The organism is Gluconobacter aidae, assembly GCF_009547075.1.
GTDB classification, from domain to species: Bacteria; Pseudomonadota; Alphaproteobacteria; order Acetobacterales; family Acetobacteraceae; genus Gluconobacter; species Gluconobacter aidae.
This window is the reverse complement of sequence record NZ_WIPH01000050.1, coordinates 1-11,019: the sequence shown is the minus strand read 5'-3', so window position 1 is coordinate 11,019 and position 11,019 is coordinate 1. Positions and strand designations below refer to the sequence as shown.

Below are 11,019 nucleotides of genomic sequence, written 5' to 3'. Positions count from 1 at the left end.
CATCTTGAATCAGATCACAGCCACTTTGGGAATCCACAACGATTCATTCAGGGCAGAAAACGCTCTAAGAGACGTATGATCCGTATAGTTGATGAAGCTCGGCCAATTACTCAGCCGCTCATGGCGAGCATTATTATGAGTTTTTCTGATATGCTTCTTCGGGGCGAACCGGCGTTAATGTCGTCACTTCGATGAAATAACCCCCTTTCGCTCGAAAGTAGAAGGACCACGCCCCATGCGCGTTGCGTGGAGCCTGCACCTCCCAGCCATCGGCGCTTAGGCGCTCATAGAGAGCATCAACGTCCTCGCGAGACTTCTGGATGAAACCAATGTGCAGGATGTCGAATTGCCTGGGATAATCGAAGCCTTCAAGTTTGTTGTCGAAGTGATTGACGATCAGCACCAGCCCATCATTGTCCTGCATGATGGCCATCTTGATCCCACGTACAACGAGAGTACGCAGGCCAAAATACTGTTCGAACATTGCGCGATCAGCCTCAGTATCGTGGCTGTAGAGGTTGATATGGTTCAGCTTCATGACTGTGTCTTTCCGTTGGTGAGACGGACACAAGCCGATCGCAATCTGGACAACGACGACCGGCCACGGACGAGGCCTATCCTCGTCGTGTCCGGCCATGGCCAAGAGCGGGTTTATTCGCTCAAGCGTGACTGTCTCTCCAGAGAGACCACAGGTTGTCACCATACCTGCATCGCTGTCTTTTTAGGCAAACACGACTTTGCTGATGCCAGTAGCAGCGGTCAAGCAGCTTCTTCAACTATGTCCGCTTAGTAGACACTCATTGGGCAACAAAAATGACCGATAAGAGGGCGTGAGCAGCAGGTCCGCTTACGCCTCTTCTCGGACGCACATGAGCTCGTTGACGGTTCCCGAAAGCAGACGTGCCTTACAAGCTTTTCGTTCGAAACTGACCTTCATCTTCAAGCGGCACCATGTGACTTGATCGTCCCAGGATGACGAAATATAGCGTGCACGATGGTTAAGTCTTGCGAGTGCTCGTGAAGTAAGCGCCGGCTTCCATATCGGCCAACAAGCCGACCTTGGTTGGAGCCCAGTCCAGCGCTTGGCGCGTCATCTCACTTGTTGCCGGGTTGTCGACGCTACAGAACGGTGCAAGCCAGCTGAAACGCTTTTGCGCAGCCCGCTTCGAAAGGCTCTGACTCGGGATGCCAAGCTTACGCGCAATGATCCCAGCGATATCGGCAAAAGCAATGCCGTCCTCCGCCACGCCGTGATAGCAGGCACCCGCATCGCCCCGCTCCAGAGCAAGCCGGAACAGATGCGCCACGTCGTCACGATGAGCGGCACACCAGCGATTGCGTCCATCGCCTACATAATCGGCCGAACCCGCCTTGCGTGCGGCTTTGATGATCTGTGGCACCAGACCCTTATCCCCATCGCCATGGACTGACGGCGGCAATCTCATAATCATCGCCCGGACGCCACGGTCTGCCCACGCGTGAACCATAGTCTCAGCGACCGCCCGTGCGGCCCCTGGAGACCGTGGGTCGGGCAGATCTGCCTCCGTCATGCCGCCGCCAGGCGCCAACCCCATGGTGCCAAAGGCCGCGATGAACGGGCGCCCCGACCCTTTCAAGGCGCCCGCCATAGCGTCAATGGCCCGACTGTCCACGCGTGTGATTTCAGCTCCGAACCGCGCGACAATGCCAGTTGGCAAACCACCTCCGAAAAGACGCAGGCGCTGGAGCCAGTCGAGTTGCCCAAGCCCATGGATAAAGGCGAGATGAATAACACCGTCGGCTTTCGATGCCGCAGTGGCAAGGCTCTCTATGTCGGTCAATGCCCCTTGATGAACTTCCAGCCCTGCGGCGGTCAGCGATTTCGCAGTCTCCGCAGATCGCGCGAGACCGATGACGGCATGTCCGGCGTCCTGCAATTCGCGCACGACAGCACGACCGATAAATCCGTTGGCTCCGGTCATAAAGATCCGCATGTCATTATCCCCTGCGCGACATCTGGCCGCTTCCTGGCCATTGATCTATCTTTACCCGTGCCTTTCAGGGTTGTAGATAACCGAACCTCCTGAAACGATTATCGAGCGTCCAGAATGGGTATGCCTTCTGAAATCGACCCTCTGTCACGGACGATCGCCCTGCTCAGGCCGCGCGTTCTGGCGTGGCGTGTGATCGAGGCTCGTGGGTCATGGGCGATTGCGTTCCCAGCCAACCCAGTCATCTCGTTCGGGCAGATCATCTCGGGCAATCCGACGATTAAGATCGGTTCCACGCACACTGCGTCCCTGACACGCGGCGACCTTGCCTTTTTAGGCACGACGGAACCATGGGTGATTGAAACCGGCCCCAATCCACGTTCGATCGATTTCATGACTGCCATCGCCGAGCCCGCACGTCTGGTGCAGACAGACGATCCATCCCCGAACGTGACGTGCTTTATGGCCGGAGCGTTCGTGCTGGAAGCGCCGAATGCCACGCTGGTCGCAGATCTCATCCCGCCCTTGCTGCCGGTCTTGCACAATGACGTGGCGGCCGAACGCCTTGGCATGCTGTTACGCCTCGTTGGTGAGGAAGCAACAATTACCCGGCCGGGTCGAAGTCTGATCCTTGATCGGCTGATCGAAATCATCCTCGTTGAAACACTGCGCACGCGTCCTGATGCGCTTCCGGGTCACGCCCAGCGCCTGTTGACGGCCCTAGGCGACAAGAAGCTTGCCCGCGCTTTGCAGATCATCCACGGCGGGGCATCACCGCCCTGGAATGTGCAACGTCTAGCCCGCCACGCTGGCATGTCACGCTCCGCATTCGCTGATCGTTTTACCAGAACGCTTGGCACCAGCCCGATCAACTATGCCACGCAATGGCGCATCAATCAGGCCTGCTCGATGCTTGCCTCACGCGACATGCCGATGTTGCAGATCGCCCACCAGGCGGGCTTCCAGTCTGTCAGCGCCTTCAGCACCGCGTTCAGTCGCGTGGTAGGTGTGTCACCAACCGCCTATGCGCGCAGCTTGGAGATGCTGCCTGTGTCGGCAGCATGAGAGTTTTGGCTGCCTACAAATAGCCTCGGCAAGACGGCTATCGCCTACATGTCGGATATCCAAACGATTATCATGCTTACCCGAAAGCCGACATTGTTAAGGTGTTTAGTCCCGGGATTTGATGGTGGTATGAACGCTGCCGTAATGATTTTCCTATCTGGAGCAAGATTATGTCGTTGCTCAGATGTGCCATACGGGCTGGACGCGCGACGGCAATGATATCCGTGTTACACAACGCGCCCGCATTCGTCGTCAGACGCTGTGAGAAGAGGAGCGCTGTAAATCCGACCGCCTCAATCAACTCGCTTTGCAGACACCGGACGCCTCTACCGGTTCCATAATGCTGTAGTTTCCGCCAGCTCGCCAGGGCCGACACCTTTGTTACTGTTGCTTGCAAAAGCGTCGCTGCGATGAGCAGCGCCACGAGAGTGGGCCAATCCCTAACCTGCAATGTCGAGACCACTATCTCATTATTACAGGCATGGTTCATGATCGCTCACATCCGCAGAGGTCTGCGGAAAATCAATCAGGTCGATTTCTGAAGCACACTCTCAGATTATCTCAAGAAATTGAATATATTTAAAACCGGATAATAACAGGTTTTTGGCCAATCATAGCTACATCTGTAAGATGGGATACCACGTTAGCTGCGACATCTCCGCGAGACACAACACCGTTTCGCCACTGTGCCGGTGCCATTAAGATTTTAGCTTTGCCGCTGATGCTCCCGTTGATCAGCACGCCCGGTCGCCAGATCGTCCAGTCCAGACCGCTGGCGACGATAAGCCTTTCCTGCCGGGTCTTGTCGTCATAAGCGCGACCAAACAGCATACGAAAGGGCAGGCGCTGAAACGGACCGATAGCAGGGGCACTGTCGCCTGCGCCAAAGCCGGTTACAGCCACCAACCGGCGCACGCCCTGGCTGATCATCAAAGGCACCAAGACCGCCGTGGCCCGGGAAAACAAGTCGATCGGTCCAAACAGATCACGGTTGGAAACCCCCAGAACCTGTACCACCCCATCGACGCCGACGAGCGCTCGCCTCACGTCCTGCAGCGCCAGAGCATCACCTGGGAATTTCTCAAGCCGATCGTGCGTCAGTTTGATGCCGGAGGCGCCGCGAGCAAAGGCTCTGACACTATGACCTTGGGCAAGCGCCGCTTTGACGACTTCGAGCCCGAGGCCTCGCGATGCACCCATCACCAGAACAAACACCACACGCCTCCAACATACTTGTCTTCGATCATCATCTTTTGAGGGTGGCATAGAGGAAACACGTCATTTAGGGCATAGGCGCACGACCGGGACGCCGGATTTCAACCGATACATCGGCTATATTCCCGAAATGTCAGGTCGTCACGGTGCGTAAGGTATCGCAAGATGTGATCATGAATGATCGACACGACGACGACACCTTGACCGTATGGTATGATGGCGGCTGTCCGCTCTGCCTGCGCGAGATCGCGCTGATGCGCCGATGGGACCGGGCGAAGCGTATTCACTTCGTCGATCTCACCGACCCGACGCAGGCCTGCCCTCTCGACCGGCAATTGCTGCTCGATCGTTTCCATGCCCGGCAAGGCACTGTGCTTTATGACGGCGCCGCCGCTTTTGCCGCAATGTGGCGCGTCATTCCGGCGCTGCGGCCGCTTGGCGAACTCGCCCGGCTGAAACCGGTCCTGTGGGTTCTCGAGGCTGGTTACCGTCAGTTTCTTCGGGTACGGCCGATTCTGCAGCGATGGTTGAGATGAGGGTAGCAGCCGTGTTCGGCGCTGGCGGCGGCATCGGCCATGCTGTCGTCGAACGCCTTGCCGCGTCTGGGCGCTATGCGCGCATTCATGCCGGATCACGCCGACCATGCGTCGGCTTTGGTGCCACGGTGTCGCCGTTCACCTTCGATTTGACCGACGAGAACAGCATTGCCGACGCTGCGGCCTCGATCGAGCATGCCCCCGAATTGGTCCTGTTAACCACCGGAATTCTGCATGATGCCGTGCGGAACATCTTTCCCGAAAAGACATTTCGCAGCCTCGATGCCGCGTCCATGGCCCGCGTCTTCGCCATCAACACCACCGGGCCGGCGCTGATTGCCAAGCATGTGCTGCCACGTCTGCCACGCGATCGACGCGCGGTTTTCGCGGTTCTCTCCGCACGGGTCGGCTCCATCGGCGACAACCGGTTGGGGGGCTGGCATGCCTATCGTGCCAGCAAGGCGGCGCTTGACATGCTGGTGGTCAATTTCGCTATCGAGATGCGGCGCACCCACCCTGAGGCGATCGTCGTGGCCCTGCACCCCGGCACCGTGGGCACCGCGCTTTCAGCGCCATTCCAAGGTGCCTTGCCAGCGGGAAAGCGCTTTTCGCCCGCCACGTCGGCAGAGAATCTTCTGCGGGTGATCGAGACTCTCACCACTGCCGATAGCGGCAGCCTGATTGCGTGGAATGGAGAAAGGCTGCCTTGGTGAAAATGCGCAGAAAATCCGATCTGCCGAGCAAACTTTGCGCGGCCTGCGGGCGGCCCTTCGTCTGGCGCAAGAAATGGGCGCGCGACTGGAGTTCCGTGCGCTATTGCTCCAGGCCATGGCGCAGGAAATGGGCAAAAGCAGCCTCCGCCCCGGCGCGGGTGACAGCGAACCAGAAAGGATTCAGCTCGCCGAAATGGTCGGGAAAACGCGTCGCCACCATCTCCAGCACATCGCGTGTGATCGCGTCGGGCTCGAAACGCAGCGGCCCCGGCAGAGCCAGAGCGCCCGGCGCCGGTTTGCGATTGTCGCGATCAAAATTCCAACGTCCTCCGGCAGGCTGGTCGCCTTCCATCAACAGCCCTGTCTTGAGGCGCATCAGCCGACAAAAATGCTCCATCCGGAGCCCCCGGCGGTTTTCAGCCCAGGAGGCAAAGCCATGGCGATCGGCCAGAAAGCGATCGTCAGGCAGCAGCGTGACAGACGGCCATTGTGCCATTTCCCGCATCAGGCGCCATTCGCCGGGCTCCGTGACGAGGACATGCGTGGCTCCGTGCCGGGTGAATGCGCGCATGACCTCGCCATGCAGGCTGCCGGAATTGGCTGGATCCAGTAACGTGACATAATCGACGCGCCAGCCAGCCGCACGCAGTTCCGCCGCGAAATGCCGCATCGCAGCGAGGACCAGCACGATCTTCTTTTTGTGGTGACGAATATAGGTGGCCTCGGCGACGACCTCCGCCATCAACACCACGTCGTTTTCCCGGTCGGCCGCCAGAAGGGAGGAGAGCGTCGGCGTCAGCTGATCGCCCAGAACAAGAACTATGCGTTTCATATCGAAAGATTAGCGCGCCGCCCCAAGACGCGAAGCCTGACTTCAGGGGCAAAAATCCGTCAGAATCCCGCTTCGATTGCAAGGCGGACGGCATCGGCGGTCGTCTGCGCGCCCAAGGCGCGCAACATGGCGGCACGATGCATTTTGACCGTACGCTCGGACAACGCCAATGCATGGGCGATCTGCTTGTTGAGCTGGCCCTTCGCCATCGCCAGCAACACCGTGCGTTGACGGGGCGATAGCCCTTCGACCTTGGCCCGCGCGGTTGCTGCGCGGCTTTCGTCGGGCTCGTCCGGAATCTGCATCTGGGAGCCAAGAAAATACAGGAGTTCCCCTTCGCTATCGAATATAGGCGCCACCATCACGGCATTGCGAAAAGGAAGGCCGTCCTTCCTGTAATTAAGAATCTCGACCATGACCGGGCGTCGTTCGCGGATGCCTGCGCGAAGGGCTTCCACCAACCGCAGTTCCGTCCCGGCACCGGTCAGAAAGCGGCAGTTACGGCCGATGACCTCCTCACGGGCATAACCGGTCAAAGCCTCGAACGCGGTGTTGCATTCGATGATTGGATTGTCGGGTAGCTGCGGATCGCTGATGACGGCGGCGACTGTACTATCAGCGATCATGTCTGAAATAGCCATCGGTCACCATTGTCCGCTCCGGCGCCAGCCATTTCCGGCGTCCCAAGACAAATAACCTACCCTTTTTGCCATATTGCCGACAACCGCCTCACGCCCGGATATGGAGGCTCACAATCCATAACGATATCTTTCGCATAATGCCGGAGCGCCAGAGCCTGATGAACCTCATGACAGCCATTCGTCCGTGCAAGGAAGTCTGCGACCACGCCAAAGAAGAGAGGCCATCCCAAGCCGTTCCAGCCGACATGACGGGCTGTTAAAGCGGAGGCAACAATGCACATCGTTATCGTTGGAGCTGGAATGGCGGGGCTAACCTGCGCACAGACGATCTCCAAGGCTGGCCACACGGTGACACTGTTCGACAAAGGCCGCGGTCCGGGCGGACGGATATCGACGCGACGCATATCCGTGAACGAGGAGACGCTGGCCTTCGATCATGGAGCGCAGTATTTCACTGCGCGCGGAGCACCGTTCCGTGAACAGGTGGCGCGTTGGAATACGCGGGGCGTGGTAGCGCCATGGCCTGCCGCCGGAGCCGATGCCTGGGTCGGCACGCCCGGCATGAATGCGCCGGTTGCACACATGGCCGCGCGGCAGGAAGTGCATTTCTCCAGCCACGTTATGGGGCTGATACCGGAAGGGCGGAAATGGCGGATCATGCTACAAGATGGATGCGCCCATGGTCCCTATGACGCCGCCATTCTGGCTCTTCCGGCAGAACAGGCCGCTGCCTTTCTGGGAGCACACGATCTGCAAATGGCGGTCCACGCCGTCGCTGCGCGTTCGCGGCCCTGCTGGACGGCGATGATCGCGTTTTCGGATCGATTGCCGATCGAGAGCGATATTCTTCGCTCTGCAGGACCGATCGCCTGGGCAGCACGCAACAGCTCTAAGCCCGGTCGGGATGCGGCGGAAACATGGGTCGTGCAGGCTGGATCAGATTGGTCGCTCCGGCATCTGGAAGAAGACGCGCCCGACGTTGCGGAGCGATTGGCCGCATGGCTGACAAACCAGACCTGCGGCGTGTCTTTGCCTGATCGAAAATCTCTCGCTGCCCATCGCTGGCGCTACGCAATGACACGACCTTCTTCATGTGGTGCGCTCTGGAATCGCGACTTGCGCCTGGGTGCCTGTGGCGACTGGCTGCTGGGGCCGCGCATAGAACTGGCCTGGCAATCGGGCGCGGCACTTGCGGCAAAAATTCTCGCCTGAGGAGGGGATCCTGTAATTCAATTTCGCCTTTGCATTTCGCGATGTCATCACAAGTGGACATCCATACCGTGAAGCCTACGCGAACATTCAGCCGGAAGGACGAGTCATGAAACATCAGGAGAAGGAAACCCCGAAACTCGTCATGTGTTTAGTCCCGTGTTTTGATGGGTTGGATTGATAATGAATCTTTCTGGCTCTGAAGTCCAGATTTTGCAGACGTATTCGTAAGGGGTAAGGCCGTTCAGGGTCTTGAGTCTTCGCCCGAAATTATAGGCTGCCATGAAGTCATTGAGGTGTGTCCTCAACTGCTCATGACTATCGTAATGGATGCGTTTGACGGTTGCTTCCTTGATTGTCCGGTTCATCCGTTCAACCTGACCGTTCGTCCAGGGATGATTGGGTTTCGTCAGACGATGTTCGATCTCGTGAGCTTCGCAGATCATGTCGAAGCGCATGGGGCGAGACCAGGCCGTATTGCGGTTGCGGGGCTGATCAGCGAACTGGATGCCGTTATCGGTCAGAATGGTATGGATCCGATAAGGAATGATGCGCAGGAGATATTCGAGGAATTCCCAGGCGGTCTTCCGATCGGCTTTCTCAACCAGTTGTGTGACAGCGAACTTGCTGGTCCGGTCGATGGCGACGAAGAGATACAGCTTGCCTTCAGCAGTTTGGACCTCGGCAATATCGATGTGAAAAAAGCCGATGGGATAGCGTTTGAAACGCTGTCGTTTGGGCTTGTCTCCATCGATGTCCGGAAGCCGGGGTATGGGGAAACGCGCGAAAACCGATCAGATCGATGCGGAATTGATTGCGCGCTTCATGGCTTTTCGCCCAGAGGCCGGCCGAACATTGCCGGATGCAAAACTCCAGCTTCTGCGGGCACTGACGGTGCGCAGAGCTCAGATGGTGGAGGCACGCAAACGGCTTTCTGCTCAGATTTCGGCGCGCCGCAAGCAGGGTGTGAGCGCTGAACTGGAGGAGATGGACAGCAGTCTTAAAGCATTTCTTGAGAGCCAGATCAGCGAGCTCGAACAACGGATTGAAGGAGTCATTGCACAGGGCAAAGAACTCTCTGCCAAAGCAGAGCTTCTCCGTTCTATTCCTGGTATCGGCCCGGTATCAGTCGCCATGCTTCTCGCCGAAATGCCAGAGCTCGGCCGTATGACAGCGACAGAAGCCGCTGCCATGACCGGACTTGCTCCAATGGCTCATGATAGTGGCGCGATGCGTGGGAAACGGGTCATTTCAGGGGGAAGAATATCTCTCCGTCACGTCCTGTTTCAGGCAGGATTGGCAGCTGCCTGCCATAATCCGGTTCTGAAAGCTGTTGCCAGGCGCATGAAAGAGCGGGGTAAGCCACATAAATTGGTGATCGTCGCTATCGCACGGCGTCTCGTCACAATCGCCAATGCCGTCCTCAAAACCGGCCTGCCATGGCACATTAGCTCCGCCGCTTAAACACAGTTGCTAGCGATGGGCCCGGCTGATTGCCTTTGGGCACAGTGAGGAGCGGATCAGCTAGCTTGCAAAGATGATCGCAACGACGGCAGGCATTCGTGGCCTAAAGAGGTGGACCCGTCTGTTCGGACAGTTTTTGGGTTTGAATAAGCTATACCCGGTTGTTGTTATGCCGCCATTCTGACGGCGTTGCTGTTGGCCATCTGGTCCGGGGTTAACCCCGGACCAGATGGCGTCGGCGCGCCATGATACGCCTCATCAGGCGTTCGTCCAGCCAGAGCCGTATGGGGACGTTGCCCGTTATAATGTGCGATCCATTTCGTGAGCCCCACTCGAAGTTCTGAACCCGTCTCGAACGCATACAGGTAAACGCATTCGTATTTCAGCGACCGCCACAGACGCTCGATGAACACGTTGTCCAGCCAGCGCCCACGTCCATCCATGCTGATACGGATCTGACGCTCTTCCAGGATCCCGGTAAAACGGGGCGTCGTGAATTGTGAGCCCTGGTCCGTATTGAAAATTTCCGGGGCGCCATAGCGCGTAAGGGCATCCTGTAGCGCCTCGATACAGAACTCCGCGTCCATCGTGTTCGACAGACGCCAGGACAGGATCTTGCGCGTGAACCAGTCCATGATCGCCACGAGATAGAGAAAACCCCGTTTCATGGGAATATACGTGATATCGGAACACCAGACCTGGTTGGGCCGGTCGATGACCAGATTCCGTAGCAGATAGGGATATTTCCGATGCTCCGGATGCGGCACAGTCGTGCGCGGCTTCTGGTAGATCGCCCGCAGACCCATGATCGCCATGAGCCGCCGGGCCCGCTTGCGACCAACTTCATGCCCCAGGCGACGCAGATGCCATGTCATCTGCCGCGAACCATAATACGGCGTTTCCAGGAACTGGGCATCGATCAGCCGCATCAACGCCAGATTGGCCTCGCTCTGTGGCACAGGCCGATAGTACACGCCCGACCGGTTGAGGTGCAGCAGCGTACATTGCCGGATGATCGGCAGACGCGCTCGCTTCGGGTCAATCATCTGCCGCCTCTGATCACGCCCAACCGAGCAGAGGCATCGCGTAAAAAATCCCGTTCCACGAGTAGTTCGCCTATCTTCGCGTGTAGTTTCTCCACATCAGCCGGACTGACCGGGGGTGCGGAAACCGTCTTCCCGGAAAAGGTCGCTGCCATCCCCTCGATCGCCTGCCGTTTCCACTGGGCGATCATCGTCTGATGCACCCCATGTTTCGAAGCCAGTTCCGCCAGCGTCAGTTCCCCACGGATCGCTTCCAGGGCAACCCGTGATTTGAACTCCGCCCCATACCTCTTGCGCGTAACCTTGCCCATAAAACCCGTCCTCTCTCAGG

At 58.1% G+C, this 11,019-nt stretch carries 11 protein-coding genes and 3 pseudogenes; 7 read left to right on the top strand and 7 right to left on the bottom strand.

What is annotated here, in order from left to right:
- Positions 1 to 133 precede the first annotated feature (133 nt).
- Both GFJ39_RS12805 and GFJ39_RS12800 read right to left on the bottom strand, forming a co-directional pair.
- Entirely contained in the window at positions 134 to 538 is a 405-nt protein-coding gene (locus GFJ39_RS12805; RefSeq protein ID WP_153431733.1) for a VOC family protein, read from the bottom strand.
- 460 nt (positions 539 to 998) lie between these two features.
- Positions 999 to 1,973 carry an SDR family oxidoreductase gene (locus tag GFJ39_RS12800; protein ID WP_153431731.1) on the bottom strand — a complete coding sequence of 325 codons (975 nt, stop codon included), beginning with the start codon at positions 1,971 to 1,973 and terminating at the stop codon, positions 999 to 1,001.
- 114 nt (positions 1,974 to 2,087) lie between these two features.
- Here GFJ39_RS12800 and GFJ39_RS12795 point away from each other — a divergent pair, with 114 nt between their 5' ends.
- Together GFJ39_RS12795 and GFJ39_RS14550 are read left to right on the top strand one after the other, a co-directional pair.
- Positions 2,088 to 3,035, top strand: a complete 948-nt coding sequence (locus GFJ39_RS12795; RefSeq protein WP_153431729.1) for an AraC family transcriptional regulator — start codon at positions 2,088 to 2,090, stop codon at positions 3,033 to 3,035.
- Positions 3,036 to 3,475: 440 nt separating this feature from the next.
- A pseudogene (locus GFJ39_RS14550) lies at positions 3,476 to 3,577 on the top strand (IS5/IS1182 family transposase); the annotation flags it as partial.
- Between the two features lie 37 nt (positions 3,578 to 3,614).
- Here the strand turns inward: GFJ39_RS14550 and GFJ39_RS12790 are convergent.
- Positions 3,615 to 4,250 (bottom strand): NAD(P)-dependent oxidoreductase, encoded by a 636-nt coding sequence (locus GFJ39_RS12790; protein ID WP_183116362.1) that lies wholly within the window; start codon positions 4,248 to 4,250, stop codon positions 3,615 to 3,617.
- Positions 4,251 to 4,423: 173 nt separating this feature from the next.
- Between GFJ39_RS12790 and GFJ39_RS12785 the strand changes: the two genes are divergently transcribed.
- From GFJ39_RS12785 to GFJ39_RS14500, 3 genes and pseudogenes are all read left to right on the top strand, one after another.
- The gene (locus GFJ39_RS12785; protein ID WP_153431725.1) at positions 4,424 to 4,786 is read left to right on the top strand and encodes a thiol-disulfide oxidoreductase DCC family protein; all 363 of its coding nucleotides are present in this window, start codon (positions 4,424 to 4,426) and stop codon (positions 4,784 to 4,786) included.
- A gap of 11 nt (positions 4,787 to 4,797) precedes the next feature.
- Positions 4,798 to 5,499: an SDR family NAD(P)-dependent oxidoreductase gene (locus GFJ39_RS12780; RefSeq protein ID WP_325062946.1), complete on the top strand. Its 702-nt coding sequence runs from the start codon at positions 4,798 to 4,800 to the stop codon at positions 5,497 to 5,499.
- 2 nt (positions 5,500 to 5,501) lie between these two features.
- A pseudogene (locus GFJ39_RS14500) lies at positions 5,502 to 5,561 on the top strand (DUF2256 domain-containing protein); the annotation flags it as partial.
- A 38-nt stretch (positions 5,562 to 5,599) separates the two neighbouring features.
- Here the strand turns inward: GFJ39_RS14500 and GFJ39_RS14320 are convergent.
- Positions 5,600 to 6,331, bottom strand: a complete 732-nt coding sequence (locus GFJ39_RS14320; protein ID WP_228391952.1) for a cryptochrome/photolyase family protein — start codon at positions 6,329 to 6,331, stop codon at positions 5,600 to 5,602.
- Positions 6,332 to 6,390: 59 nt separating this feature from the next.
- A complete protein-coding gene (locus GFJ39_RS12770; protein WP_153431720.1) occupies positions 6,391 to 6,957 on the bottom strand; it encodes a PAS domain-containing protein in 567 nt (188 codons plus the stop codon).
- A 288-nt stretch (positions 6,958 to 7,245) separates the two neighbouring features.
- Between GFJ39_RS12770 and GFJ39_RS12765 the strand changes: the two genes are divergently transcribed.
- On the top strand, positions 7,246 to 8,184 hold the full coding sequence (locus GFJ39_RS12765) for an NAD(P)/FAD-dependent oxidoreductase (protein ID WP_153431719.1): 939 nt from the start codon (positions 7,246 to 7,248) through the stop codon (positions 8,182 to 8,184).
- A 140-nt stretch (positions 8,185 to 8,324) separates the two neighbouring features.
- Here GFJ39_RS12765 and GFJ39_RS12760 read toward each other — a convergent pair.
- Positions 8,325 to 8,963 (bottom strand): annotated as a pseudogene (locus GFJ39_RS12760) (DDE-type integrase/transposase/recombinase); the annotation flags it as partial.
- Between GFJ39_RS12760 and GFJ39_RS12755 the strand changes: the two are divergent.
- On the top strand, positions 8,935 to 9,645 hold the full coding sequence (locus GFJ39_RS12755; RefSeq protein ID WP_228391953.1) for an IS110 family RNA-guided transposase: 711 nt from the start codon (positions 8,935 to 8,937) through the stop codon (positions 9,643 to 9,645). The pseudogene GFJ39_RS12760 and the gene GFJ39_RS12755 overlap by 29 nt on opposite strands.
- A gap of 167 nt (positions 9,646 to 9,812) precedes the next feature.
- Here GFJ39_RS12755 and GFJ39_RS12750 read toward each other — a convergent pair.
- Positions 9,813 to 10,999, bottom strand: a protein-coding gene (locus tag GFJ39_RS12750; RefSeq protein WP_153431717.1) for an IS3 family transposase whose coding sequence is annotated in 2 segments (ribosomal slippage) — positions 9,813 to 10,741 and positions 10,741 to 10,999 — 1,188 coding nt in all. Because the reading frame shifts where the segments join, the coding sequence is not laid out codon by codon here.
- Between the last annotated feature and the right edge of the window lie 20 nt (positions 11,000 to 11,019).

Bases quoted from the DNA above. Each gene is read 5' to 3' on its own strand.
- GFJ39_RS12805 (WP_153431733.1), bottom strand. From the start codon at position 538: ATGAAGCTGAACCATATCAACCTCTACAGCCACGATACTGAGGCTGAT.
- GFJ39_RS12800 (WP_153431731.1), bottom strand. From the start codon at position 1,973: ATGCGGATCTTTATGACCGGAGCCAACGGATTTATCGGTCGTGCTGTC.
- GFJ39_RS12795 (WP_153431729.1), top strand. From the start codon at position 2,088: ATGGGTATGCCTTCTGAAATCGACCCTCTGTCACGGACGATCGCCCTG.
- GFJ39_RS12785 (WP_153431725.1), top strand. From the start codon at position 4,424: ATGAATGATCGACACGACGACGACACCTTGACCGTATGGTATGATGGC.
- GFJ39_RS14320 (WP_228391952.1), bottom strand. From the start codon at position 6,331: ATGAAACGCATAGTTCTTGTTCTGGGCGATCAGCTGACGCCGACGCTC.
- GFJ39_RS12770 (WP_153431720.1), bottom strand. From the start codon at position 6,957: ATGATCGCTGATAGTACAGTCGCCGCCGTCATCAGCGATCCGCAGCTA.
- GFJ39_RS12765 (WP_153431719.1), top strand. From the start codon at position 7,246: ATGCACATCGTTATCGTTGGAGCTGGAATGGCGGGGCTAACCTGCGCA.
- GFJ39_RS12755 (WP_228391953.1), top strand. From the start codon at position 8,935: ATGTCCGGAAGCCGGGGTATGGGGAAACGCGCGAAAACCGATCAGATC.